Origin of the sequence: Sphingomonas pokkalii (assembly GCF_003096275.1) — a bacterium.
In the GTDB taxonomy this organism is placed as follows: domain Bacteria; phylum Pseudomonadota; class Alphaproteobacteria; order Sphingomonadales; family Sphingomonadaceae; genus Sphingomonas; species Sphingomonas pokkalii.
Genome location: NZ_QENQ01000001.1, coordinates 1,293,005 through 1,318,144 on the forward strand (window position 1 = coordinate 1,293,005; position 25,140 = coordinate 1,318,144).

The 25,140-nt window shown below is 66.0% G+C and carries 29 protein-coding genes and 1 tRNA gene; 13 read left to right on the forward strand and 17 right to left on the reverse strand.

Going from position 1 to position 25,140, the window contains the following annotated elements; all coding sequences use genetic code 11:
• Positions 1-104: 104 nt before the first annotated feature.
• From DD559_RS05815 to DD559_RS05875, 13 genes are all read right to left on the reverse strand, one after another.
• Positions 105-1,316, reverse strand: coding sequence for a tyrosine-type recombinase/integrase (locus tag DD559_RS05815; RefSeq protein ID WP_116468351.1), 1,212 nt, complete (start codon positions 1,314-1,316; stop codon positions 105-107).
• Positions 1,317-1,478: 162 nt separating this feature from the next.
• Positions 1,479-1,554 (reverse strand) — tRNA-Phe (locus DD559_RS05820).
• A 31-nt stretch (positions 1,555-1,585) separates the two neighbouring features.
• Entirely contained in the window at positions 1,586-1,768 is a 183-nt protein-coding gene (locus tag DD559_RS05825) for a DNA gyrase inhibitor YacG (RefSeq protein ID WP_116468352.1), read from the reverse strand.
• Positions 1,769-1,773: 5 nt separating this feature from the next.
• On the reverse strand, positions 1,774-2,724 hold the full coding sequence (locus tag DD559_RS05830; protein WP_116468353.1) for a ribonuclease E/G: 951 nt from the start codon (positions 2,722-2,724) through the stop codon (positions 1,774-1,776).
• Positions 2,717-3,286 (reverse strand): Maf family protein, encoded by a 570-nt coding sequence (locus DD559_RS05835; protein WP_116468354.1) that lies wholly within the window; start codon positions 3,284-3,286, stop codon positions 2,717-2,719. The genes DD559_RS05830 and DD559_RS05835 overlap by 8 nt, the downstream gene beginning before the upstream one ends.
• 13 nt (positions 3,287-3,299) lie before the next feature.
• Positions 3,300-3,518 (reverse strand): translation initiation factor IF-1, encoded by a 219-nt coding sequence (gene infA / locus DD559_RS05840; protein WP_003049127.1) that lies wholly within the window; start codon positions 3,516-3,518, stop codon positions 3,300-3,302.
• A 188-nt stretch (positions 3,519-3,706) separates the two neighbouring features.
• On the reverse strand, positions 3,707-5,896 hold the full coding sequence (locus tag DD559_RS05845; protein ID WP_116468355.1) for a sodium-translocating pyrophosphatase: 2,190 nt from the start codon (positions 5,894-5,896) through the stop codon (positions 3,707-3,709).
• A 263-nt stretch (positions 5,897-6,159) separates the two neighbouring features.
• Complete coding sequence (locus tag DD559_RS05850; protein WP_116468356.1) at positions 6,160-6,645, reverse strand: DUF1440 domain-containing protein; 486 nt, start codon at positions 6,643-6,645, stop codon at positions 6,160-6,162.
• A 40-nt stretch (positions 6,646-6,685) separates the two neighbouring features.
• Positions 6,686-7,609, reverse strand: coding sequence for a TraB/GumN family protein (locus DD559_RS05855; RefSeq protein ID WP_116468357.1), 924 nt, complete (start codon positions 7,607-7,609; stop codon positions 6,686-6,688).
• A gap of 63 nt (positions 7,610-7,672) precedes the next feature.
• Positions 7,673-8,515, reverse strand: a complete 843-nt coding sequence (gene fghA, locus DD559_RS05860) for an S-formylglutathione hydrolase (RefSeq protein ID WP_116468358.1) — start codon at positions 8,513-8,515, stop codon at positions 7,673-7,675.
• The gene (gene purU, locus DD559_RS05865; protein WP_116468359.1) at positions 8,512-9,366 is read right to left on the reverse strand and encodes a formyltetrahydrofolate deformylase; all 855 of its coding nucleotides are present in this window, start codon (positions 9,364-9,366) and stop codon (positions 8,512-8,514) included. Before purU ends, fghA begins: the two co-directional genes overlap by 4 nt.
• Positions 9,367-9,376: 10 nt before the next feature.
• Positions 9,377-9,760, reverse strand: a complete 384-nt coding sequence (locus tag DD559_RS05870; RefSeq protein ID WP_116468360.1) for a VOC family protein — start codon at positions 9,758-9,760, stop codon at positions 9,377-9,379.
• Positions 9,761-9,774: 14 nt separating this feature from the next.
• A complete protein-coding gene (locus tag DD559_RS05875; RefSeq protein ID WP_116468361.1) occupies positions 9,775-10,887 on the reverse strand; it encodes an S-(hydroxymethyl)glutathione dehydrogenase/class III alcohol dehydrogenase in 1,113 nt (370 codons plus the stop codon).
• A 154-nt stretch (positions 10,888-11,041) separates the two neighbouring features.
• Between DD559_RS05875 and DD559_RS05880 the strand changes: the two genes are divergently transcribed.
• The 7 genes from DD559_RS05880 to DD559_RS05910 all read left to right on the forward strand — a co-directional run bounded on the left by DD559_RS05880 (position 11,042) and on the right by DD559_RS05910 (position 16,785).
• Positions 11,042-11,518: a DUF4126 domain-containing protein gene (locus tag DD559_RS05880; RefSeq protein ID WP_116468362.1), complete on the forward strand. Its 477-nt coding sequence runs from the start codon at positions 11,042-11,044 to the stop codon at positions 11,516-11,518.
• Complete coding sequence (locus tag DD559_RS05885; protein WP_116468363.1) at positions 11,515-12,891, forward strand: FAD-containing oxidoreductase; 1,377 nt, start codon at positions 11,515-11,517, stop codon at positions 12,889-12,891. The genes DD559_RS05880 and DD559_RS05885 overlap by 4 nt, the downstream gene beginning before the upstream one ends.
• Before the next feature lie 147 nt (positions 12,892-13,038).
• Entirely contained in the window at positions 13,039-13,404 is a 366-nt protein-coding gene (locus tag DD559_RS05890) for a response regulator (RefSeq protein WP_116470743.1), read from the forward strand.
• Entirely contained in the window at positions 13,401-15,170 is a 1,770-nt protein-coding gene (locus DD559_RS05895; protein ID WP_116468364.1) for a PAS domain-containing sensor histidine kinase, read from the forward strand. The genes DD559_RS05890 and DD559_RS05895 overlap by 4 nt, the downstream gene beginning before the upstream one ends.
• The gene (locus DD559_RS05900) at positions 15,167-15,784 is read left to right on the forward strand and encodes a response regulator transcription factor (protein WP_116468365.1); all 618 of its coding nucleotides are present in this window, start codon (positions 15,167-15,169) and stop codon (positions 15,782-15,784) included. Before DD559_RS05895 ends, DD559_RS05900 begins: the two co-directional genes overlap by 4 nt.
• Before the next feature lie 92 nt (positions 15,785-15,876).
• Entirely contained in the window at positions 15,877-16,101 is a 225-nt protein-coding gene (locus tag DD559_RS05905) for a hypothetical protein (protein WP_116468366.1), read from the forward strand.
• Between the two features lie 63 nt (positions 16,102-16,164).
• Positions 16,165-16,785, forward strand: a complete 621-nt coding sequence (locus DD559_RS05910) for a hypothetical protein (protein WP_116468367.1) — start codon at positions 16,165-16,167, stop codon at positions 16,783-16,785.
• Here DD559_RS05910 and DD559_RS05915 read toward each other — a convergent pair.
• Positions 16,679-17,092 carry an EVE domain-containing protein gene (locus DD559_RS05915; protein ID WP_116468368.1) on the reverse strand — a complete coding sequence of 138 codons (414 nt, stop codon included), beginning with the start codon at positions 17,090-17,092 and terminating at the stop codon, positions 16,679-16,681. The two genes, DD559_RS05910 and DD559_RS05915, sit on opposite strands and share 107 nt — an antisense overlap.
• Before the next feature lie 126 nt (positions 17,093-17,218).
• Here DD559_RS05915 and DD559_RS05920 point away from each other — a divergent pair, with 126 nt between their 5' ends.
• The 4 genes from DD559_RS05920 (at position 17,219) to DD559_RS05935 (ending at position 21,416) form a co-directional block, all read left to right on the forward strand.
• Positions 17,219-17,581, forward strand: coding sequence for a hypothetical protein (locus tag DD559_RS05920; RefSeq protein ID WP_116468369.1), 363 nt, complete (start codon positions 17,219-17,221; stop codon positions 17,579-17,581).
• A 69-nt stretch (positions 17,582-17,650) separates the two neighbouring features.
• Positions 17,651-19,291, forward strand: a complete 1,641-nt coding sequence (locus tag DD559_RS05925; RefSeq protein ID WP_116468370.1) for an FAD-dependent oxidoreductase — start codon at positions 17,651-17,653, stop codon at positions 19,289-19,291.
• Between the two features lie 15 nt (positions 19,292-19,306).
• The gene (locus tag DD559_RS05930; protein WP_116468371.1) at positions 19,307-19,585 is read left to right on the forward strand and encodes a DUF3297 family protein; all 279 of its coding nucleotides are present in this window, start codon (positions 19,307-19,309) and stop codon (positions 19,583-19,585) included.
• Positions 19,586-19,790: 205 nt separating this feature from the next.
• Complete coding sequence (locus DD559_RS05935; RefSeq protein WP_116468372.1) at positions 19,791-21,416, forward strand: alpha-L-fucosidase; 1,626 nt, start codon at positions 19,791-19,793, stop codon at positions 21,414-21,416.
• Positions 21,417-21,718: 302 nt separating this feature from the next.
• Here the strand turns inward: DD559_RS05935 and DD559_RS05940 are convergent, their stop codons facing one another.
• Complete coding sequence (locus DD559_RS05940) at positions 21,719-22,342, reverse strand: DNA-3-methyladenine glycosylase family protein (RefSeq protein ID WP_116468373.1); 624 nt, start codon at positions 22,340-22,342, stop codon at positions 21,719-21,721.
• Between the two features lie 63 nt (positions 22,343-22,405).
• Here DD559_RS05940 and DD559_RS05945 point away from each other — a divergent pair, with 63 nt between their 5' ends.
• Positions 22,406-22,723: a 2Fe-2S iron-sulfur cluster-binding protein gene (locus DD559_RS05945; RefSeq protein ID WP_116470744.1), complete on the forward strand. Its 318-nt coding sequence runs from the start codon at positions 22,406-22,408 to the stop codon at positions 22,721-22,723.
• A gap of 21 nt (positions 22,724-22,744) precedes the next feature.
• Here the strand turns inward: DD559_RS05945 and DD559_RS05950 are convergent, their stop codons facing one another.
• Together DD559_RS05950 and infC are read right to left on the reverse strand one after the other, a co-directional pair.
• Complete coding sequence (locus DD559_RS05950; protein ID WP_116468374.1) at positions 22,745-23,632, reverse strand: glycoside hydrolase family 16 protein; 888 nt, start codon at positions 23,630-23,632, stop codon at positions 22,745-22,747.
• The gene (infC, locus tag DD559_RS05955) at positions 23,632-24,168 is read right to left on the reverse strand and encodes a translation initiation factor IF-3 (RefSeq protein WP_116468375.1); all 537 of its coding nucleotides are present in this window, start codon (positions 24,166-24,168) and stop codon (positions 23,632-23,634) included. Before infC ends, DD559_RS05950 begins: the two co-directional genes overlap by 1 nt.
• 253 nt (positions 24,169-24,421) lie before the next feature.
• On the opposite strand from infC, the gene DD559_RS05960 reads away from it, so the two are divergent.
• Complete coding sequence (locus DD559_RS05960) at positions 24,422-25,111, forward strand: hypothetical protein (RefSeq protein ID WP_116468376.1); 690 nt, start codon at positions 24,422-24,424, stop codon at positions 25,109-25,111.
• Positions 25,112-25,140 lie beyond the last annotated feature (29 nt).

The window sequence follows — 25,140 nt, forward strand, 5'->3', positions numbered from 1 at the left end:
TGCTGCTGAGCCAGCTAAGCCATTGAAAAATGGCGCACCCGACAGGATTCGAACCTGTGGCCTCTGCCTTCGGAGCGATGTAGCCGGCTCCTCCTCGCGAAAGGCTAGGCGGGTTTCGACCTTCTGGCGTTACCGTTGGCTTTCAAGCGGTCGAGATAATCTGACCAGTATTGCATCATCCGAACCCGCTCGTCCCAATGCTCGCCGCGGAGATATGCGCGGCGGACGTCATTGTTCTCCACGTGCGCGAGCTGCCGCTCGATCGCGTCGGGGTGCCACTTCCTGCTCTCGTTGAGGAGGCTGCTGGCCATCGCGCGGAAGCCGTGGCCCGTCATCTGCGTCTTGTCGTACCCCAGCCGGCGTAGGGCGGCATTGATGGTGTTGTCGGAGATGGGGCGAGCGTCTGACCGGACGCTCGGGAACAGAAGTTTCGACCTGCCGCTCATCCCTCGAAGCTCCGCTAGAAGCGAAAGCACCTGATTGGAAAGGGGGACCCGATGCGGGCGGCCCATCTTCATCTTCTCGCCGGGGATGGTCCAAACTTTTGCTGATAGGTCGAACTCTGCCCACTCAGCAGCGCGCAGCTCGCCCGGACGCACAAAGACTTGTGGGGCGATCCGAAGCGCCAAGGCAACCGATGGCTGGCCCTCGTACCCGTCTATGGCGCGCAAGAGTGCGCCGACCTTGTCGGGCTCGATGATCGCGGCATGATGTTTGACCTTGGGCGTGATCAGGGCGCCCTGGAGATCGGCAGTCACATCTCTCTGCGCGCGTCCGGTGGCGATCGCGTAGCGAATGACGCTGCTACAGGTGCTGCGGAGGCGTCGTGCCGTCTCATAGCGGCCCCGAACCTCCACGGTCCTCAACACGGTGAGCAGCTCTGGTGCGCTGATGTCGCCGATCGGTCGAGTGCCGATCAGTGGGTTGGCGAACGCGATCAGCCAGCGGAGCTTTTCGAGTGTCTTCGCCGCTCGCCCTTCCGCCTCGATCTTCTTCAGCCATTCGTCGGCGACGGTGGCGAACGTATCTCCGGCCGAAATGCTGCCCACGCCGCGCGTCAGTTTGCCGTAGGAGGAGGGGTTAATGCCCTTCTCGAGCAGTTTCCGAGCGTTCTCTCGGCGCTCGCGCGCTTCCTTTAGGGAGACGTTAGGATATACGCCAAGCGCCACCGTGCCGCGCTTGCCGTCGTGACGATAGTCCCACCGCCAGTACCGACCGCCGCCAGGCTGAACGAGGAGGTACATGCCGTGCATGTCCTGAGTCTTGAACGCTTTGTCGCGCGGTTTGATTCGACGGACGGCTGCATCGGTGAGCATGACGGTATCTCCTCCGCTGGCGCAGTGCTGATACCGTCAAATATACCGCCAAAGCCCGCGGGTTCCAATGGATCGGCCCGGATTTGGGCGGATCAGATACCGTCAAAAACCACGCAAATCTGCCGATTTTTGGACATTGATGGATCTGTGCGGAGAGGTGGATGGTGCCCGGGGACGGAGTCGAACCGCCGACACTGCGATTTTCAGTCGCATGCTCTACCAACTGAGCTACCCGGGCACACCGGCGGAGCCGCCGGGGAGCGCGCCTGTTAGTCGGGGAATTCTTGGCTGTCCAGCCCTGATTGCACATTTGTTGGGGCCGGCTCGCCCGGCACGCGGTAGCCCTCGCCCAGCCATTGCAGCAGGTCGCGATCCTTGCAGCCGCGGCTGCAGAAGGGCTTGAAGTCGGCGGTGCCGGGCTTGCCGCAGATCGGGCAGGCGTCGCGAGGCATGCGGGTCACTCCTTGGGGGTCACGAACCGGACCACGCCGCCCATGCGGCGGGCGAGCGTCTCGGTCCAGTCGGGTTCGCGCGCCAGGCGGCGGGCGATTCGGGTATCGACCATATGGGTCGCGGGCACCGGCGGGGGAAGACGTTCCAGCCGGCGCAGCTCGGCGCGCGTCGCCGCGCCCACCGGATCGGCGTGGAGCAGCTCGGGCAGCGAGGGGCGAGTGCGGCGGCGGACGATCTGGAGGAAGCCAAAGCCGTTCACCGCCGTGCGCTCGAACGGCTGGGGTAGCGCGGCGTCGATCGCCTCGGCAACGGCGTTGCGCGCCGCCTTGCTGCTCAGCGTCGGGAAGTCGATGCCGATCGAGCCGCCGATGCCAAATCGTTCGATCGCGCGGGCGATGGCGTGGGCGGCGGCGATCGAGAGGGGTTCGAGCGGGCCGGCGCCGTCGACGTCGAACAGCGTCATCGCGGGCGTGGGGCTCATGCGCAGCGCGCCGCCGGGAAAGGCGATCTCGCCGCTATAGGCCTCGTCGAGCAATTCGGACCAGCCCGCCTCTTCCAGCGCATCGGCCTCGTGGGAGCGGAGCGTGCGCACGGGATGGTCGCTGGCGGTGATGCGGGCGAGCAGGTCCGGGCCGTCGCCCAACGGCGCCTCAGGCGGTGCGGGGACGGCCTTGGGGAGCTTGGCGCGGCCGGGTTCGGGGATCGCCTCGCGGACGATCTTCACCTTTAGCGGCGCGCCCTGGGTGATGCCCTTGGGGAGGGGATCGCACAGCGCCTCGCCGCCCTGGTCGAGCGTCACCTTGCCGGTGGATTTGTCGGTGAGCCGTGCCGCGCAGATCGCACCGACCTGGGGGCGGGTGCCCGCCAGCTCGATTCGCGCCTTCCAGATCACCCCGCGCGAAACGAGGGCGGCGCGGTTCTCGCCGATTCCCGCCTCGTACAGCCACTCAGCCAAGGGGATAGCCGGCGCCGGCCAGCAGCGCGCGCGCCTCGAACACCGGCAGGCCGACCACGCCCGAATGGCTGCCGGAGAGGAAGCGCACGAACGCCTCGGCTTTGCCCTGGATGGCATAGCCGCCCGCCTTGCCGATGCCTTCGCCGCTGGTGACGTACCAGTCGATATCGGCGTCGCTGAGGCGCTTGAAGGCGACGACGGTGTCGGCAACGCGGGTGCGGGCCCGGCCGTCCGGGCCGATCACGCAGAGCGCGGAGAGGCAATGGTGGCGGCGGCCGGAGAGCAGCGCCAGCATCCGCCGCAGATCGGCTTCATCCTCGGGCTTACCGAGGATGCGGCGGCCGACGGCGATGGTGGTGTCGCCGGCAAGGACGATCTCGTCCGCGGCACGCGTCACCGCATGCGCCTTGGCGGTGGCGACGCGCAGCACATAGGGTCGCGGCAGCTCGCCGGGGCGGACATCCTCGTCCACATCGGGCGCGGCAACGCGATCGGGCGCGGCGCCGATCCGGGTGAGTAGATCGAGCCGTCGCGGCGAGGTGGAAGCGAGCACGAGCCGCATGGGCGGCACCCGCTTACTTGAAGCGGTAGGTGATGCGGCCCTTGGTCAGGTCGTACGGGGTCAGCTCGACGAGCACCTCGTCGCCGACCAGCACGCGGATGCGGTTCTTGCGCATCTTGCCGGCGGTGTGGCCGAGAATCTCATGATCGTTCTCGAGCCGGACGCGGAACATGGCGTTGGGGAGAAGCTCCACAACCTGTCCACGCATTTCAAGCAGTTCTTCTTTGGCCAAAAAATGCCTCTCAGGGATTAGCGCGCGTAAAAGTGCGTCGCCCTTACCGCGCTGGAAGGAAAAAGGGAAGGCGGCGCGACACGCGCACGTCTACACCCAAGACATGGCGATTTGGGGGCGGGGGTGCAAGACCGGCCCGATCACCCCGCAAAAATGCCCCTCCCGCGCGCGGGAGGGGGGATGGTCGATTAGTGCGTGCCGCCGGCCGCGAGCGCTGCGAGCAGCAGCAGCGCGACGATATTGGTGATCTTGATCATCGGATTGACCGCCGGGCCCGCCGTATCCTTGTACGGATCGCCCACCGTATCGCCGGTCACCGCAGCCTTGTGGGCATCGCTGCCCTTGCCGCCGTAATTGCCGTCTTCGATGTACTTTTTCGCATTGTCCCAGGCACCGCCGCCGCTGGTCATCGAAATGGCGACGAACAGCCCGGAGACGATCACGCCGAGCAGCATCGCGCCCACCGTCGCGAAGCCCTGTTCCTTGTCCGCGACCGCGGCGATCAGGAAATAGACGAGAATCGGGCTCAGCACCGGCAGCAGCGAGGGGATGATCATCTCGCGGATCGCCGCCTTGGTGACGATGTCCACCGTCCGGGCATAATTGGGCCGGCTGGTGCCCGCCATGATGCCCGGATTGTCGCGGAACTGCGCGCGGACGTCTTCCACCACCGATCCGGCGGCGCGGCCCACCGCGGTCATGCCGAACGCGCCGAACAGATAGGGAAGCAGCGCGCCGAGCAGCAGGCCGACGATGATGTACGGGTTGGAGAGCGAGAAGTTGACCGGCCCGGTGAGCCCCAGCGCGTCGTGATAATGGTCGAGGTCGGTGGTATAGGCGCCGAACAGCACCAGGGCCGCCAGTGCCGCCGAGCCGATCGCATAGCCCTTGGTCACCGCCTTGGTGGTGTTGCCCACCGCGTCGAGCGCGTCGGTCTTGTGGCGGACCTCGTCTTCGAGGCCGGCCATCTCGGCGATGCCGCCGGCGTTATCCGTCACCGGACCATAGGCGTCGAGCGCGACTACCATGCCGGCCAGCGCCAGCAGCGAGGTGGCGGCGAAGGCCACGCCGAGGATGCCCGCGATCTGATAGGTCGCGATCACCGCGACGACGATCACCAGCGTCGGCAGCGCGGTCGATTCGAGGCTGATCGCGAGGCCCTGGATGACGTTGGTGCCATGGCCGGTCACCGAGGCCTTGGCGATGGATTTCACCGGGCGGAAATTGGTGCCGGTATAATATTCGGTGATCCACACCAAGAGGCCGGTGACGACCAGGCCGATCATCATGCACCAGAACAGCCCCATGCCGGTGACAGTCGGCATTGCGGCGGCGGCCGCCAGGGCATCGGCCGAGAGCGTGCTGCCGTCGAGCAGCGCCGAGGGCTCGCCGAGCGAAGCGATCGAGTCCTGCATGCGGCCGCCCAGCGTGTAGTGGGTGACGCCGTAGATCGCCGGCACCGCGAGGATCACGGTGGTCCAAAAGCCCTTGTAGAGCGCCCCCATGATCGACTGGTTGGCGCCCAGGCGGACCATGTACGTGCCGATGATGGACGTGATGATGCACACGCCGCCAACGAGCAGTGGCAGCGCCATCAGCTTCGTCAGCAGCGCCGCGTCGATGCCGCGCATCAGCAGCGCGATCGTCACCATGGTGAGGCCGAGCGTGACGACATAGGTTTCGAACAGATCGGCGGCCATGCCGGCGCAGTCACCGACATTGTCGCCGACATTATCGGCAATCACCGCCGGGTTGCGGGGGTCGTCCTCCGGGATGCCGGCTTCCACCTTGCCGACCAGATCGGCACCGACGTCCGCGGCCTTGGTGAAGATGCCGCCGCCGAGCCGCGCAAAGATCGAGATCAGCGAGGCGCCGAAGGCGAGCGTGGACAAGGTGAGCACGACCAGGCGATCGTTCGGCGCATGCTGCGCGACCTCCACCAGATACCAGAACAGCACCGCGATCGAGAGCAGCCCCAGGCCCGCCACCAGCATGCCGGTGATCGCGCCCGAGCGGAAGGCGAGGGTTAGCCCGCCCTGCAGGCTGCCGCGCGCCGCCTCGGCGGTACGCACATTGGCGCGCACCGAGATGTTCATGCCGACAAAGCCGGCCACGCCGGACAATACCGCGCCGATCAGGAAGCCGATGGTGGGGATGATCCCCAGCGTGAGGAACAGCACGACGCCCACCACGGCACCGACCACGGCGATGGCGGTATATTGTCGCGTCAGATAGGCCTTGGCGCCTTCCTGGATGGCGGCGGCGATATCCTGCATCTTGGCGTTGCCCGCCGGTGCGCGCAGCACCTGCTGGCTGGTGATGAATCCATAGGCCACGGCGATCAGGCCGCAGACGATGGCGAAATAGACGATCGTCATAGAGTGACATCCTCCCCTGCTATTGCGGGTTGCGGCGCGCGCCGGGTCTGTCCAGTCTCGTCCGCGACTACGGAGGGTATAGCAATAAGGGGTTCGCGCAAGGCGCGAGGGGCGGGGAGATGGGCAGGCCGCTTTTCCAACCCTAACGTCATCCCCGCGAAGGCGGGGATCCATTCGCCTGTGCGTTCACGGCAAGCGCCGACCCGGCGACCCCAATGGATCCCCGCTTTCGCGGGGATGACGGCTGTTGGTATGGGGCGCCGTTACCGCGCGCCGGCGATGATCCGCCGCACGCCCTCCAGCACCCAGCCGAAGACGAGATGCGAAGCCGCGCCATAGGCGTGGATAGCGGCGGGGGTCTCGGCCGGGCCATTGCCCAGGCCCAGCGCCGGCACCGCGCCTTCATCCAGCAGCGCCGAGGTGACGACGCCGTATGCGCCGCCAAATCCTGAGGCGGCTTCCGGCCGATATTCGGTGATCACGCCGTAGATGCCGCCCAGCACGCCGCCCACGATGTAATGCACCGCCTGGCCGGAGGCTTCGCGATACGGTTCCGACACCTTCTCACCGGTGGTCGCTTCCACCACCGCATCGGCTGCCTTGACCGTTGCGGGGTCGCCGTCGCTCTGATCCCCCTTCGGGATCAGCTTGCCCGCCTGGTGCTGGAATGCCGCCATCGCGGCGGAGGCGACCAGGCCGGCGGTGACGCCCGCGAGCAGGCCGATCAGGGGACGGGGATTCGATGCCATTCGAACTGCTCCAAAAGGATGCGATTGGTCGCCGGAATCGTCAGTATGGGACCCGTTCGGCCGCCACCCGATCCTTGGCGAGGAACGCCTGGACACTATCGGTACCGGCGAGATGGCCGGCGCCTACCGCCAAGAACACCGTTCCCGGCGTTTTGAGCCGTGCTTCGATCCATTTCGCCCAACGCGCATTGCGATCGGTCAGCAGGATCTTGGCGAGCTCCGGGGTGTCGCGCATGCCTTCGTTCATCGTCGCGCCCAGACCCTCCGGGTCACCGGCGGCCCATTGGTCGATCATCCTGTCGAGTTCGCTGCCCAGTTTCGGATAATCCTCCACCGCGGAGCCAAGGAAGGCGAGTTGCAGCGCCGGCGACATGCCGGAGAAATAGCCGAGCTGCTGTTCGGCGGTCTCCAGCCCGATGATCGGTTTGCCGGCTTGCTTGGCTGCGACGGTCAGTACCTTTTCCGCGCCGCTGGCGGGATTATAGCCCAGCTTGGGCAGACCCGCGATACTGATCGTGATGCCCGCCAGCCAGGGCTGGAAGACATCGAACGCGGCTGGCGGTATGCCGATATCGGCCATGGCCTTGAGATAAGCGCCGCGCTTGTCGGCGGGCAGTTGCTCGGCGATCGGCTTAGAACCGGCAGGCGCGCGCGCCATTTTCACCAGCAGGCCCTGCATCGTCGCAGGGTCCGGCTCAATCAGTTCGAGGACCAGCGTGTCGCTCTTGTCGAACGCCGCCTGCACTGCCGAATCGAACCAGTCCAGCCCCGGCTTGAGCACATGGACGGTGCCGAAAAGATAGATGGTGGTATCGGCATCCTTCACCACCCAGAGCGCCGGATCGGCGGGCCGGCTCTGCACGCCGGCGGATGTGGCGACGGGGGCGGCCTGACCCCAGGCGAGCGGGCTGAACAACAGCACAAGCGGCGCAGTGGCGACGGCGAACAGCGACTTCAACTTCACGCCCGAAAACTCCCCCGATGGACATGGCGAGGCTCCGCGCCTCGCATATATGCTGGTGTCATATCACGCTTTCAGACGCGCGGCGTGCCATTCGACATGCTCGGCGAGGAAGCTGGAGATGAAATAATAGCTGTGGTCGTAGCCGGGCTGCATCCGCATCGTCAGCGGGATGCGTGCAGCTGCACAGGCATCGGCCAGCAATTGCGGGCGAAGCTGCTCGGCGAGGAACGCATCGGCATCGCCCTGATCGACCAGCAGTTCGGGAAGGCGAGCGCCATCCTCGATCAGCGCCACCGCATCATAGGCGCGCCAGGCAGCGCGGTCTGCGCCCAGATAGCCGCCGAGCGCCTTTTCGCCCCAGGGCACCTGGCCCGGGGCCACGATCGGCGCGAAAGCGGAGACGCTGCGGAAGCGCTCGGCGTTGCGCAACGCCACTGTAAGCGCGCCGTGGCCGCCCATTGAATGGCCGGTGATGCCCTGCCGCCCCATGTCCGCCATCGGGAACCGTTCGGCAACCAGCGCGGGGAGTTCCCGCTCGATATAGGCGCGCATCTGAAAATGCTGCGCCCAGGGCGCTTCCGTCGCGTCGACATAGAAGCCGGCGCCCTGGCCGAAATCATAGTCGGGCACGTCGATCACGCCTTCGCCGCGCGGGCTCGTGTCGGGCGCAACGAAGATCACCCCTGCCTCGGCGCAGGCGCGGCGATATTCGCCCTTTTCGGTCACGTTGGCGTGCGTGCAGGTGAGACCCGACAGATACCAGAGCACGGGCAGCGTCGCGCCATCTTCGTGCGGCGGCACATAGACCGAAAAGGTCATCGGCGTGCCCGTGGCACCAGAGGCGTGGCGATAGACGCCCTGGGTCCCGCCGAACGCCTTGTTGGTCGAAAGGGTCTCGAAGCTCATTGGAATACCACCGTCTTGCCCTGGTTGAGAAATACCCGTCGCTCGCCCACTGCATGCACGGCACGGGCAAGTACCTGCGCTTCGATATCGCGGCCGATGCGGATGAGATCGTCGGCCGTAGCGCGGTGATCCACCCGCTCCACCGCCTGTTCGATGATCGGCCCTTCGTCGAGGTCGGAGGTCACGAAATGCGCGGTGGCGCCGATCAGCTTCACCCCGCGTGCATGGGCGCGGTGATAGGGCCGGGCGCCCTTGAAGCCGGGCAGGAAGCTGTGGTGGATGTTGATGCAGCGGCCTGCCAGCGCTTCGGTCAGCGACGGGGACAACACCTGCATGTAGCGGGCGAGCACCAGATAGTTGGCGTGGCTCTCGGTCATCAGCGCAAGGATTGCCGCTTCCTGTTCGGCGCGGTTGGCGTCGTCTACCGGCAGATGATGGAAGGGCACCCCGTGCCATTCGGCCAGTCCGCGCAATGCATCATGATTCGAAATTACCGCGACGATGTCAGCGGCGAGTGCGTTACTCGCCCGGCGGTGGAGCAGATCGGCGAGGCAATGCGAGCCCTTCGATACTGCCACAAGGATGCGTGGACGTTGATCGGCGGGGCTAAGCGACCAGTTCAGTTCGAGTGCCTGCGCCACCGATTGGAAGTCGGCGCGCAGCGTTTCAACGGAGGGAAAGTCCGGTCCGCCAGCCTGGAAGACGAGGCGCAGGAAGAAGCGCCCCGTTTCCAGATCGGCATATTGCTGGCTGTCGAGAATGAAGCCCTGCCGTGCGGCAAGAAAGCCGCTTACGCCTGCGACGATGCCGACGCGATCATCGCAGGTGACGGTGAGGATCCAGTTCGACATGCCGCTTGCGTCACGCCGCCGGGCGATGCAGCGCGCAGATTTTGTTGCCGGCAGGATCGCGCAGATAGGCGAGGTACAGCTTGCCGAAGCTGCCGTCGCGCCAGCCCGGCGGGTTCTCGACGGGGGTGCCGCCATGGGCCGCGCCGGCCGCATGCCAGGCATCGGCCGCCTCGGTAGTCGCCGCCCTGAAACCGAGCGTGCCGCCATTGGCGCAGCAGGCGGGCTCCCCGTTGAGCGGCTTGGTCAGCATGAACAGCCCGCCCTCGTGGAGATAGATCACCCGGCCCTTGTCATCCATGCGTCCGGCAGGAATGCCGAGGGCGCCGAGCGCTGCGTCGTAGAAAGCCTTGGACGCCTCGATATCGTTGGCGCCGAGCATCACGTGACTGAACATGCCTTTTTCTCCTCTCAATAGACGACGACGCTGCGGATGCTCTCGCCCGCATGCATCAGGTCGAAGCCCTTGTTGATTTCTTCCAGCGTCAGGACATGGGTGATCATCGGGTCGATCGCGATCTTGCCGTTCATGTACCAGTCGACAATTTTCGGCACGTCGGTCCGGCCCTTGGCGCCGCCAAACGCGGTGCCCTTCCAGACGCGGCCGGTGACGAGCTGGAACGGGCGGGTGGCGATTTCCTTGCCCGCTTCGGCCACGCCGATGATGATCGATTCGCCCCAGCCGCGATGGCAGCATTCCAGCGCAGTGCGCATCACCTCGGTATTGCCGGTCGCGTCGAAGCTGTAGTCGGCGCCGCCATCGGTCAGCTCGACCACCTTGGCGACGATCTGTTCGCGCGACATGCCCTTGGTATTGAGGAATTGGGTCATGCCGAACTTGCGGCCCCATGCCTCGCGGTCCGGGTTTACGTCGATGCCGATGATCTGGCCGGCACCCGCCAGCCGTGCACCCTGGATCACGTTGAGGCCGATGCCGCCCAGGCCGAACACCACGACGGTCTCGCCGACCTGGACCTTGGCGGTATTGACCACCGCGCCGACGCCGGTGGTGACGCCGCAGCCGATATAGCAACTGGTCTGGAAGGGCGCGTCCTCGCGGATCTTCGCCACCGCGATCTCGGGCAGCACGGTGAAGTTCGAGAAGGTCGAGCAGCCCATGTAATGGAAGATCGGCTGGCCCCTGTAGCTAAACCGGGTGGTGCCGTCCGGCATCAGCCCCTTGCCCTGGGTGGCGCGGATCGCGGTGCACAGGTTGGTCTTGCCCGAGAGGCACGACTTACACTGGCGGCATTCCGGGGTGTAGAGCGGGATCACATGGTCGCCGGGCTTCACGCTGGTGACGCCGGCGCCCACCTCGCGGACGATGCCGGCGCCTTCATGGCCTAGTACCGAGGGGAAGATGCCTTCGCTGTCGAACCCGTCGAGCGTGTAGGCATCGGTATGGCAGATGCCGGTGGCCATGATCTCGATCAACACTTCGCCCGCCTTGGGGCCTTCCAGGTCGAGTTCGACGATCTCCAGCGGCTTCTTTGCTTCGAAGGCGACGGCGGCGCGCGTCTTCATGGGGCCGGTTCTCCTATGGCGTGGGCTTGGGCAGCCTGATCCTTCAATCGGTGGCAGGTTGCAACCCGTGGCGGTTCGTTTCGTTGGCGACGGGAGCGCGGAACCATACCCACGTCCAATTGCGCGACCGCGGGAAACGCGCTCCGATCGGCCCATGGGAGACTTGACGATGCCGCCCCTGATTCTCGCGTTGTTGTTCGGCGGCGTCGCCGGATTGCGCACCATGACCGCCCCGGCGGCGATCGCCTGGGCCGCCGCTGCGGGCTGGCTGCCGCTGGAGGGCAGTTGGCTCGCCTGGTTCGGCTGGTGGGGAACGCCTTGGATCTTCACACTGCTGGCGATCCTGGAATATGTGGGGGATAAGCGGCCGACCACGCCCAGCCGCAAGGCGCCGCCGGGACTGATCGCCCGGCTCCTCTCCGCTGCGATATGCGGTGCGGCGATCGGCATTGGCGACGGATCGTTGCCATTGTGCGTCGCGGCGGCGATGGTGGGGGCGGTGATCGGTACGTTCGGCGGCTATGCCGCGCGGATGGGCTTGTGCCGAGCCTTCGGCACAGACCTGCCGGCCGCCTTGATCGAAGACGGTGCCGCGATTGCCGTGGCCGCGTTCCTGGCAGCATCGCTATGACCCGGCGGTTCGACGCGATCATCGTCGGTGCCGGGCAGGCGGGCAGCCCGCTGGCCGGCCGGCTAAGCGCGGCGGGCATGTCGGTGGCGCTGATCGAGCGGCACCTGCTCGGCGGCACCTGCGTCAACACCGGCTGCAAGCCGACCAAGACCTGGGTCGCCAGCGCCTATGCCGCGCACATGGCCCGCCGCGCCGCCGATTTCGGCGTGACGATCGGCGGCGAGATCGGCATCGATTTCGCCAAGGTACGGGCGCGGGCGGAGAAGATCTCGGCCGATTCGCGCGCCTCGCTGCGCCAATGGATCGGCGGCATGGCGAACTGCACCCTGTTCTTCGGCCATGCTCGGTTCGAATCGCCGCACCGTGTGCGGGTGGGCGACGCGGTGCTGGAGGCGGAGCGAATCTTCCTCAATGTCGGCGGTCGCGCGCTGGTGCCGGACATGCCGGGCGTGGACGCGGTGCCGTTCCTCACCAACAGCACGATCCTGAAGCTGGGTGCGGTGCCGCGCCATCTGGTGGTAGTGGGCGGCAGCTATATCGGGCTGGAGTTCGGCCAGATGTTCCGCCGCTTCGGCGCCGAGGTGACGATCGTCGAGAAAGGCCCCAGGCTGATCGGCCGCGAGGATCCCGACATTTCGGATGCGGTGCGCGACATCCTGGAAGACGAGGGGATCGCGGTGCGCACCGGCGCGGAATGCATCCGCTTCGCAGCGCAGGGCGAGGACGTGCTGGTGGGGGTCGATTGCCGTGAGGGCAGTCCTGAGGTGCTGGGCAGCCATGTGCTGCTCGCGGTCGGGCGCACGCCCAATACCGACGATCTCGGACTGGAAACGGCGGGGGTGAAAACCGACGCGCGAGGTTATATACAGGTCGACGACCGGCTCCGCACCAATGTCGACGGCATCTGGGCGCTGGGCGACTGCAACGGCCGCGGTGCCTTCACCCATACCGCGTATAACGACTTCGAGATCGTCGCCGACAACCTGCTCGATGGCGCCGACCGCAAGGTGAGCGACCGCATTCCCGCCTATGCACTCTATATCGATCCGCCGTTGGGCCGCGTCGGCATGGGCGAGTCGGAGGCGAAGGCTGCCGGCCATGCCATCGAGCTGGGCAAACGGCCGATGCGCCGCGTCGGCCGGGCGGTGGAGAAGAACGAGACGCAAGGCTTCATGAAACTGGTGAGCGATGCCGATAGCGGTCGCATCCTGGGAGGCGCGATCCTGGGCACCGGTGGCGACGAGGCGATCCACGGCGTGCTTGACCTGATGGCAAAGCAGGGCACCGCACAGGATCTGGCCCATGCCGTGCATATCCACCCCACCGTTGCCGAACTGCTGCCGACCATCGCCGGAGAGCGGAAGCCGGCCTGAGCGCGGCCATTACGTACGTACCAATCCGCATCCCGCTGCGCGGTGAGGCCATTATTTTGGCTCCATGCGTTTCAGCGTCTGCCCTTTCCCTCCCATCGCGCCGTCCGCTCCGTGCGGCTGCGTTCATGCATGAAGGAGGGCGCTCCGATGCCGGGTCGTTCCGTCCGCGAACGCGTCCTTCTTGTCGATTCGCAGGATGAATCGCGCCGTGCGTTGCAATTGCTGCTCCAGGGCTGCGGGATGGACGTGCGCGCCTTCTCCTCGGCCGCCGCAGCGATGGCGGAGACGATGCTCGAGCAGATCCGTACCCTGCTGATCGCGCGGCAATTATCTGATGGCGACGCGATCGAGTTGCTGCGTCGGCTTGCTGCGCGTGGCTGGCGCGGGCGTGCGATCCTGATCGCGGGCGAGAGCCATGCCGAGCTGGACGATGCGGCGCGCGATGCCGGTTTCGCCGGCGTGGTAAAGAAGCCGGTCGGGCGGCTGGAACTGCTGGGCGCGTTGGCGCGATGAACGTTCCGCTTCCGCAGTTCGACCATGCGCTGCCCCCCAGCCTGGCGGATCGCCTGCGGATGCGTGTGCCCGAAGCGCTTGCGACGCTGCTGCTGCTGGTTTCCGGCCTGGCGCTGGCGCCGCTCGTCTCGCGCGGGGAGCGCTATGTGCTGGTCGGCGTGCTGATAGCCTGGGCGGCGGCGATCCTGTTGCTGGCGGCGTATAGCCGGGCGCTGCGCCGCCGCCTGCGCGCCGAGGAGGCGGATGCCCGTCATCGCGCCGATCGTGCGGACGAGCTGGCTGCCGAACTCAATCTGCTGATCGATGGCGCCGTCGGCTATGCGATCTACACCGTCGATCCGATGGGCCGCGTGTCCTTCTGGAACGAAGGGGCGCGGCGGGTGAAAGGCTGGCGCGAGGACGAGGTGCTGGGGCGTGACATGGCGCTCTTCTACCCGGCCTCCGCCGTTGCCGCCGGCAAACCGCGGGCAGACCTGGACGCGGCGCTGCGCGACGGCAAGCTCGAGGAAGAGGATTGGCGTTTGCGCCGCGACGGCAGCGAGTTCCTGGCGCAGGTGCTGATCACGCCGCTGCGCGGGCCGGACGGCCGGTTGCGCGGCTTCGGCAAGGTCGTGCGCGACATCACCGAACAGCGCGCCAGCGAGCGCCAGGCAACGGCCGCGGCGAACCATCTGCGGTCGATTCTGGCGACGGTGCTCGACGCGATGGTGATCATCGACGAACGCGGCAACATCCTCTCGTTCAGCGCCGCGGCCGAGCGCATGTTCGGCTATCCTGAGGACGAGCTGGTCGGCGCGAACATCAGCCTGTTGATGCCGGCCGGCGACGGGGCCCGGCACGACGACTATATCCGCCGCTATCTGCAAACCGGCGAGCGACGGATCATCGGCACCGGCCGTACCGTTACCGGCCGGCGCCGGGACGGATCGATCTTTCCGATCGAGCTTTCGGTAGGCGAAGCGATCACCGAGGGCGAACGCGTCTTTACCGGGTTCATCCGCGACCTGACCGACAAGCAGCGCGCGGAGGCGCGGATCGAGGAGCTGCGATCGGGCCTGATCCATGCCGCGCGGGTGAGCGCGATGGGCACCATGGCTTCCACGCTGGCGCATGAGCTGAACCAGCCGATCACCGCGGTGGTGAATTATGTCCACGGCGTAGCCAACCTGATCGACAGTGGCGGCATCGATGATCTGCCCATGATCCGCGAAGCGCTGGAGGATACCATCCAGGAAGCGCTGCGGGCCGGCACGATCGTGCGGCGCCTGCGCGAATTCGTGGCGCGCGGGGAGGTCGAGAAGAGCGTCGAGGCAATTCCCGATCTTGTCGACGAGGCGTGCAAGCTGGCGCTGATCGGTGCGCGCGAGAAGGGCGTGATCGCCGAATTCCTGTTCGATCCCAGCGCTGGGCGCGTGCTCGTCGATCGCATCCAGATCCAGCAGGTGCTGATCAACCTGATGCGCAACGCCATCGAAGCCATGGCCGATTCGCCCGAGCGGCGGCTGACGGTTTCGAGCCGCGTCGAATCGGCGGGCTTCGTCCGCGTCACCGTCGCCGATACCGGGCCCGGGGTGGCACCGGCGGTGGCGGAGGATCTGTTCCGTGCCTTCCACAGCACCAAGGCCGACGGGATGGGGCTGGGCCTATCCATCTGCCGCACCATTGTGGAGGCCAATGGCGGCCGCATCTGGCTGGAGCCGCGTTCCGGGGGCGGCAGCTGCTTTCATTTCACCCTGGTCCAAGTAGAAGAAGGGGACGCATCGTGACCGAGAAACGCCTGGTCCATATCGTCGATGACGAGGATGGCGTTCGCCGTTCCGCCAGTTTCATGCTCAAGACCTCCGGCTTCGCGGTGCAGACCTGGCCCTCGGGCGTGGCGTTCCTGAAGGAAGCGCGGCAGGTGGAACCCGGCTGTATCCTGCTCGACGTGCGGATGCCGGAGATGGATGGGCTGGAAGTGCAGCAGGAACTGCACGTGCGCGGCATTGCCCTGCCGGTGATCGTGCTGACCGGGCACGGCGACGTTTCGATCGCGGTGAAGGCGATGAAGGCGGGCGCGATCGACTTTCTGGAAAAGCCGATCGACAGCAAGGCGCTGATCGAAGCCATCAACCGCGGCTTCGACCGGTTGGACGCGGCGGAGGACGTAAAGACCCGTGCCGAGGATGCCGAAACGCTGCTCGGCGCGCTGACGGTGCGCGAGCGCGAGGTGCTGGAAGGGCTGGCACAGGGCTATCCCAACAAGACCATCGCCTATGATCTGGGCATTTCGGCGCGCACCGTGGAAGTGCACCGCGCCAATGTGATGACGAAGCTGGGTGCGAAAAGCCTTTCGGAGGCGCTGCGCATCGCGTTCGCGGCGGGAATGGGCAAGGGGTGAATGGGCGGTAAAGCCGTGCGGTCACGCCATTTTTCTGCTATGGTCGAGAGACTCGGGGGACGGAATCATCCACGCGACAGGGAGCGGTGACGATGACGATGCAACCAACACCGATCGAGTTTTTCGAAGGCAGTGCAATCAAGGCGACGGAGACGACGCTCGGCGCCTGGTCTTGCGGGCTGTTCACGGCCTGGTGCCAGGCGGTGATGACCCCGTGGAACCTGGTGCCGCCGCCGCATGGGCGCGAAGCGGAGCGCGGTGCACTGCTGCCGATTCCGGATGTGCTGGAAGAAGAGGAGCGGGCGCTCTTCGCCTGAATCGGCCCTTCCGCGCGGCTGCAGGACATGCTCTAACGCGTGGCATCGCCGCGGGAGGTGAGTATGTTGCTGATCGCGTTATCTCTTTCGGTCCTGGTTCCGCAGGACCGTGCTCCGGGCACCGCAGCAACGGTCGATACGCCGCAGCAGGCGGCGGACGGAACGATGCGCTGGTCCGTCCTGGCCGATCCCTGCGCTTCGGTGCAGGACGGCACCAGCAGCGATACCATCGTGGTGTGCGGCAAGGGCGTGCAGGCGCCGCGCCTGCCGTTGCCGGGCGAACGTGGCCCGCCCGATCGGCCGATGCCGAGCAATCCTGATCGCACCGGTATCGGCGCGCTCAACGCCACCGTCGAGCCCTGTGCCGCGCGGATGGGCGGCTGCACCACCGGCATCGACCTGTTCGGCGCGGCGACGACGGCGGTTCGGCTGGTGGGTAAGGCGATCGATCCCGGCAGCTGCTGCGAAGAGCCGGGCGAATCGACGAATTTCTTCAAGCTCGTCGGCGATGCGGGCAAAGGCATCGGCCGGGCGTTCAAGAAGAAGACCGATAAGTCGAACCGCATGCCGATCGATCTCAGCGATCCGGTGACAGCCCGGCCATCTCCATCAGCACCGCCCATTCCTCCGGCCGAACCGGTGTTACCGACAGGCGCGACTGGCGCACCATCTCGAGTGCCGTAAGCCGCGGTTCGGCCTTGATATCGGACAGCGGCACGGGGTGGGGCAGCGGGCGGAGGGCCTTCACCTCCACACTGGCCCATTTGCCGTCGTCGCCGTCCGGCTGCCAGGCACGGGTGATCTCCATGATGCCGACCGCGGCCTTCTGGATGTTCGAATGGTAGAAGATCGCCTGGTCGCCGGGCACCATCGCCTTCAGGAAATTGCGGGCGGTGTAGTTGCGCACGCCGTTCCATTCGGTGGTGCTGTCGCGCACCAGGTCGTCCCAGGAATAGGCATCGGGTTCGGAGCGAAGGATCCAGTAGGCCATGCCGCTCGTTACCCAGCTAAACCGCGGCTGAACAGCCGGTTCCAACCCGATTAAGCCGCGGCGTGGCATCCAGCGGGTGTCGGCGCTCAGCGACTCGCGGCGCCTGAGAGGTGAGGAGAAGATTCGATGAGCCCTCTGGCCAAGAAGCTGGTTCTCGGCGTCGCCACCGGCGCCAGCCTGCTGATTTCGATTGCGCCTGCCCAGGCGCAGGATTGGCGCTGGCGCCGTCATTACCGCGATCGCGGTGGCGATGTGGCCGGCGCGGCGCTGGTGGCCGGCATCGCCGGGCTGGCGATCGGCGTGGCGATCTCGAACGATCGACGCTACGACTATGATCGCCGTTTCTACCGCGAACGCGGTTATTATCCGGTCGACGGCTATTGGTATCGCGACAATTACCCGCGCTATCGCTATTACGAATATTGCAGCGTTCGCCGGGTATGGGATCCCTATATCGGCCAGCCGGTGCTGATCCGTTATTGCGACTGATCCCACGGATGCGCGCGACCATCTGAAGAGATGGTTCGTGCGCGCCACTCGGCGCGATAGGATCGCGCCATGGCACCACCCGAGTCGCTCGATCCGGCCGATCCCTATGCGCGATCCGCCCAGACCTTCCCGGTCCTGCCCGCCGAAATGGTGGCGCGCGTCGCCGCCTTCGGCAAAGAACAGGCGCTCGCGGACGGCGCGACTCTATATGCGCGTGGCGACCAGAGCGTCGATTTCTTCCTGTGTCTGGCCGGCGGAATCGCGATCGTCGACACCGACGCCAAGAGGAGCGAGCGCCCGATCCATACCCATGGGCCGGGCCAGTTCACCGGCGAGCTAGACCTGTTCAACGATCGCAAAATCCTGGTGAGCGCTCGCGCGCTGCCCGGCACGCGAGTGGTGCGGATCGACCGCGCATCCTTCCGCCGGATGATGGCGGCCGAGCCCGATATCGGCGAGATCGTGATGCGGGCCTTCATTCTGCGCCGCGTGGGGCTGCTGCGCCACAGTGATGCCGGCGTGGCGCTGGCCGGGCCGGGGCACGGCGCGGACATGGGGCGGATCGAGACCTTCCTCACCCGCAACGCGATCCCGCACCGACGGATCGATACCGACAGCGATCCCGATGCGGCGGGTTTCCTCGAATGCTTTGCGCTGACCGCCGCCGATCTGCCGGTGGTGGTGTTGGAAGGGCAGGTGCTGCGCAACCCGGCCAATGCCGCGCTGGCCGATGCGTTGGGCCTGGCGACGGCACTCGCGCCCGACAAGGTGTACGACGTTGCGGTGGTCGGCGCCGGACCGGCCGGGCTGGCGGCGGCGGTCTATGCCGCGTCCGAAGGACTGGAGACGATCGTGATCGAGGCAGTGGCTCCCGGCGGGCAGGCGGGGACCAGCTCGAAGATCGAGAATTATCTTGGCTTCCCGACCGGGATTTCCGGCCAGGCGCTGGCAGGCCGCGCGCAGGTGCAGGCGCAGAAGTTCGGCGCGCGGCTGCTCGTCTCACGCGCGGTGGTGCGGATCGAATGCGAGGAGCGGCCGCTGCGGCTGCATCTCGATGACGGTGCGACATTGCAGGCCCGCGCAGTGGTGGTGGCGACCGGCGCGCGCTACCGCAAGCTCGATCTGCCGCGCTATGCCGCGCTGGAAGGCAATGGCATCTACTATGCTGCGACTGCGATGGAAGCCGGGCTGTGCGCGGGTGCGGAAGTGGTCGTTGTCGGCGGCGGTAATTCAGCAGGGCAGGCGGCGGTGTTCCTTGCCCGCCATGCCGCGCATGTTCATGTGCTGGTGCGCGGTGCCGGACTGGCGGCGACCATGTCGCGCTATCTGATCGATCGGATCGAGGCGTCGGATCGGATCACGCTGCATCCCTTCACCGAGGTCACGGCGCTGGAAGGCGAGCGTGCGCTCAGCGGCTTGGAATGGACCGAGCGCCGCACCGGCGCACGGGAACGCCGCGCGGCAGGCGCGCTGTTCGTGATGATCGGCGCCGAGCCCAATACCGGCTGGCTGGAAGGCTGTGTCGATCTCGATTCCGCCGGTTTCGTGCGGACGGGGAGCGGCGAGACGTTCTTCTGCTCCTCCGCGCCCGGTGTGTTCGCGGTCGGCGATGTGCGTTCGGGATCGGTGAAGCGCGTTGCCTCCGGCGTCGGCGAGGGATCGGTGGTGGTCTCCGCCATCCACCGCTATCTTGAACCGGCCGGCGAATGACGGCATGAGCCGGCCATGAGCGATACTCCTCCCGATCGTCTGTCGGTCAACCCGAACAGCCCCTATTTCACCCGCGAGCTGCTGGAACGCGGCGTCGGCATCAAGTTCAAGGGCGTCGAGCGCCGCGATGTCGAGGAATATTGCATTTCCGAAGGCTGGGTACGCGTCGCGCTCGGCAAGAAGACCGATCGCAAGGGCAATCCGTTAACGATCAAGCTAACCGGCCCCGTAGAAGCCTGGTTCCAAAGCGGCGGCGAAGCGGCTGCGACCGACGAGGATAGCGCCGGGGCTTGAGGCCGCATCACGCCCGAGCCGGATGCAGCCGGGCGCTGTTGTGGGGACGGTGACGCGCGACCGCATCGCCCCAAGCGTTTCGACGCGGATTTGCCCTCCGCTCAGCCTTCTCATTAGTGAAAGCTGAAAAGCGCTTGCGCAATTCGACCGGTGTCGCCCATGATCCTTCTCTGGCAGGAAAAACCTGCAGGAGAGGGAGAGTGGAATGCGCCTGGATCGCCGATCGATGCTTTCTGCGGCCGGGCTTGGTCTCGGCGCTGTCGCAAGCGGTGCGCGGGCGGCCGTCTCCGCGGCGCCCTTCCAGCCAAACTGGCAATCACTGACCCAAGGCTATCAGGCGCCCGACTGGTTCCGCGATGCCAAGTTCGGAATCTGGGCGCACTGGTCGGCCCAGTGCGTGCCGGAGGCCGGCGACTGGTATGCGCGCGAGATGTATCTGCAGGGATCGCGCGCCTATCGGCACCATGTCGATACCTATGGGCATCCGTCAAAAATCGGATTCATGGAGATGTACCCGCGCTGGACCGCGGCGCGCTGGGATCCGGGACGACTGATCGACCTGTATCAGCGCGCCGGCGCCAAATACTTCATGGCGCTGGCCAACCATCACGACAATTTCGATACCTATGCGTCCAGTCACCACGCCTGGAATGCGACCCGCATCGGCCCGCGGCAGGATATCATCGGCCGCTGGAGCAAGCTGGCGCGCGAGCGGGGGATGCGCTTTGGCGTATCCAACCATTCCGCCCATGCCTGGCATTGGTTGCAGCCGGCCTATGGCTATGATCCGGAAGGGCCGCTGGCCGGGCGCCGCTACGATGCGGCCTGGCTGACCAAGGCGGCCGGACGTGGCAAATGGTGGGACGGGCTGGATCCCCAGCATCTCTATACCGGTGCGACCATGAAGATGCCGGCGGGTTTCACGACGATCAAGGCTGCCAATGCCTGGCACGAGGCGCATGATCGGGTGTGGACCGAATCGCCGCCTGCCGCCAACCCGTGGTTCACGCAGAACTGGTTTCTGCGCTGCAAGGAACTGATCGACCGCTATCGTCCCGACATGGTCTATTTCGACAATTTCGATCTGCCGCTGGGTCAGGCCGGGCTGGATATCACTGCGCATTTCTACAACCAGTCCATGGCTTGGCATGGCGGTCGCAACGATGCCGTCGTTACCGCGAAGGGAACGCCGGCCAATCGCCGTGCCGGCATCGTCGACGATGTCGAACGCGGCGTGCACGACGACATCCAGCCCTATCCGTTTCAGACGGATACCTGCCTGGGCAACTGGCATTACGACCGCGACCTATATGCGCGCGACGGCTACAAGACGCCTGCCAAGGTGCTGCACACCCTGTGCGACGTGATCGCCAAGAACGGCAATCTGATGCTGTCGGTGCCGATGCGCGGGGACGGCACCATCGACGAAAAGGAGGAGGCGGTGGTCGAGGGGATCGCCGCCTGGATGAAGGACTATGGCGCGGCCATCTATGGCACGCGGCCGTGGCACCTGTTCGGCGAGGGGCCGACCCGCGCCAAGAGCGGCGACTTCAACGAGGGCGCGCCAACGTCTCCGTACACCGCCCAGGACATCCGATATGTCCGCAAGGGCACGGCGGTGCACGCCTTCGTCCTGGGCTGGCCCGAAGACGGCGTGGCCCGGCTGCCGGCGTTGGGCAAGCGGGGAACCGTCGGCCGCGTGACGTTGCCCGGCCAGTCGGCGCCGCTCGCCATGCGTATCGAACGGGAAGCCCTGACCGTTACCCTGCCGGAAGCGCGCCGCAATCCGATCGGCGTCGCGCTGATCGTCGAGGGCGATGGGCTCGTCTGACGGGGTGGAGGGCGCCTGCGATGCCGGGATATTCCAGCCAGTCGTGCAGAACGCACACCATACCGATAGCGTGGGCCCTTGCGGGCTGCCCGGCCCCGTAACGGCCATAAGCCGAACGGATCAGCATCGCGCCAGAGGACGACATCGCCCGTGACCTTCCGCATTGCTGCCGCGCTGCTGATCGCTATTGCCAGCCAAGCGTCCGCCCAGGTTCCTTGGCTTCGCTCATCGCAACGACCATCGTAGGTAATGCTATGGGTGGCATGTAGAGCGACCGATCGTCCACTACATGGGTTCTTTACCTAAATCGCGCTCTTCACCATGCCATAATGGTGCCAGGCGAAGATCGCCGCGGCGCCGCGGTGGGGCCGCCAGGCTTCGGACCAGGTGCGCGTCTGCTTCTCGCTCGGGCGTTCGGGGTGGCCTAGGATGCGGCCGATCTCGATCTGCACTGCCAGATCGCCGGCCGGCCAGATATCCGGCCGCCCTTCGGCGAACAGCAGGTAGATCTCCGCCGACCACCGGCCGATGCCCTTGATCCGGGTGAGCGCGGCGATGGCTTCCTCGTCGTCCAGCGGCAGCGCGTGCAGATCCAGGCCGCCGGAGGTGACCTCTTCGGCGAGGCTGCGGGCATAGCCGATCTTCTGGCGCGAGAGGCCGGCACCGCGCAGTGCCTCGTCGCTGGCCAGCGCCAGCGCGTTCGGGTCCTCCACGGCGCCCAGCGCTGCTTCCAGCTTGGCCCAAATGGAGCTGGCGGCGGCGACGCTGACTTGCTGGCCGACAATGGTACGCAGCAGCGTGGCATAGCCGCGATCGCGGATGCGGGGTTCGGGATAGCCGGCGCGTTCGAGTGCGGCGGCGAAGGCGGGTTCGCGGGCCGCCAATGCGTCAATCGACCCCTTCAGCTGTTCGGCGCTCAGGCCCATGCAGTGGCTCCTTGAATTGGCCCCGGTTCGTCGGCATGGACGCCACGAACCAAGGAGATGCAGATGCCCCAGCTTACGGTCGTGACGCGTAATGGAACCGAGCGGACGGTGACCGGCGATGCCGGCCTGAGCCTGATGGAAGTGATTCGCGACAATGGCTTCGACGAGTTGCTGGCGTTGTGTGGTGGGTGCTGCAGCTGCGCCACTTGCCATGTGCATGTCGATCCGGAATTTGCGGACAAACTGCCGAAGATGAGCATGGACGAAGACGATCTGCTCGACAGTGCCGGCGATCGCGACGCGACCTCGCGGCTTTCGTGCCAGATTCCGTTCACCGACGCGCTGGACGGCCTGCGCGTTCGGATCGCCGCCGAGGATTGATCGAAGGCCGGGGCGGGCAGGTTACCGCCCCGGCTTTGTCTGCGCCGGCAACTGCCAGACGCGGACATACTCGACCTCCATCCGCGACGGGAAGGCGGCGGGATCGATCCCGTGCGTGCCGCCCCAGCCGCCGACGGCGATGTTGAGCAGCAGATATTGCGGCTTGTCGAACGGCCAGGTGGCGGGATCGCCCCGATGGTCGTTGTCGAAGCGCATATAGGCGCGACCATCGACGCCGATCAGGATGCGGTCCTGGTTCCAGTCGAGCTGATAGGTGTGGAAGGCGGTACAGGCATCGGCTACGTGCGTCGTCGCGCCCTTCTGGGTGTGTTGGGCGTGGTTGTACGCGCCGGTATGGATCGTGCCGTGGATCGTCTGCGGATCCCAGCCGACCAGTTCCATCACGTCGATCTCGCCCAGGCGCGGCCAGCCGGCCTTGCCGTCGGTGCCGAGCAGCCAGATCGCCGGCCACATGCCCTTGCCGCAGGCGAGCTTGGCGCGGACTTCGATGAAGCCATAGGTCCAGCTGGCAAGGCCGCGGGTGAGCAGACGGGCGGAGCTATAGTCCTGGCCGCCATAATCGGGCTGGCTGGAAAGCCGCTCGCGGCGCGCCTCAAGGATCAGCCGGCCGTTTTCGATCCGCGCATTCTCGGGCCGGTTGGCGGCATAATATTGCAGTTCCTGGTTGTACCAGCCTTCGCGGTTGCGGGCGGTATCATAGGCCCAGCGCCTGGGATCGGGCAGGCGGCCGGCGTCGAACTCGTCCGCCCATACGAGTCGCGCGCCCCTGGGCAGGGCAATCGACTCGGCCGTCGCGGCAGCAACGGGCGGCAGCGCGGCGGTCTGCGCCTGCGCCGGGAGCGGCAGGAACGCGGCGGCGGCCGCAACTGCGCGCCGCCGCCAGCGCATCACTTGGGCGAAAGCACCATCAGCATCTGACGGCCTTCCATGCGCGGATAGCTCTCCACCTTCGCAACTTCCGCTGCATCCTGCTGGACGCGCTGAAGCAGTTGCATGCCGAGCTGGCCATGGGAAAGCTCACGACCGCGGAAGCGCAGCGTGACCTTCACCTTGTCACCTTCCCCAATGAACTTGAGGATGTTGCGCATCTTCACGTCGTAATCATGATCGTCGATATTTGGACGCATCTTGATCTCTTTGATCTCCTGCGTCTTCTGGGTCTTGCGTGCGAGGTTTGCCTTCTTTTGCGCCTCGTACTTGAACTTGCCCACATCGAGGAACTTGGCGACAGGCGGATCGGCGTTGGGCGACACTTCGACAAGGTCGAGACCGACCTCGGCAGCCTGCGCCATCGCCTCACGCGTGTACATCACGCCAAGATTTTCGCCGTTCTCGTCGATGACGCGAACCTTCGGCGATTGGATGAATTCGTTAAACCGCGGACCGTTGAGCGGCATAGCGGGCGCCATCGGGCGCCGGGTCATGGGAGGACGTATACGACTTGCTCCTGTAGTTAATCAGCGCGCTATATAGACAATTCCGCAGCAAGAGAGAAGGTCCCGCCGTAGCCATTTCGCAGCTTTGTCATATGTGCGCCTTAAAATGGCCGGTCCAGGTGCCTTTGCGTTCGTTCAAGAAAAAAGGCGTGGTAAATCCGGTATATACGCTAGCGCTGCGGCTATAATGTGCGGGTGTGCCGCAGCGGCGGCCATTCGGCATTGGCTTGGGGAACGAACCATGAAAAGAATAGGGGTTGCGGCGCTCTGCGCTGCTTTGGTGGCGGGGCCGGCATTGGCGCAGGACCATGCGCCGGCGGAGAGCGGACGCGTCAGCTTCGGGGTGACGGCCGGCACGCTCGGGGTGGGGCCGGAAATCGGATACCGTGCCAACCAGACCATCGGCGTGCGCGCCAATGGTGGTTTCCTGAGCCTGGACCATGATTTTAGCGCCGATGGCATCGATTATCGCGGCCATGCCAAGCTCGCCTCGGGCGGCGTGATCGTCGACCTCTATCCCTTTGGCGGCGGCTTTCGAATTTCGGGTGGCGCACGCTACAATGGCAATGCCGGGCGGTTGCGGGCGACCCCGAACCGACCGACGCAGATCGGCGGGATGATCTTCACGCCACAACAGATCGGTACCATCACCGGGCGGGCCGATGTGCGCGAATTCGCGCCGCAGCTGACGCTCGGTTATGGCGGCAGCCTGCGCAAGGGGCTGAGCTTCAACATCGAGGCGGGTGCGCTGTTCCAGGGTGCGGTGCGCATCCGCGATTTCACGTCGAACGGATCGCTGGCCACCGACCAGACCGTGGCGGGGACGACCTATCGCAAGGAACTGGTCAAGCAGCGGAACGACTTGCAGGACAAAGCCAACGACTATCAGGTCTACCCGATCCTACAGGTCGGGCTGAAATATCGGTTCTGACGTGACAGCGGGCGGCACGGGGGTGCCGC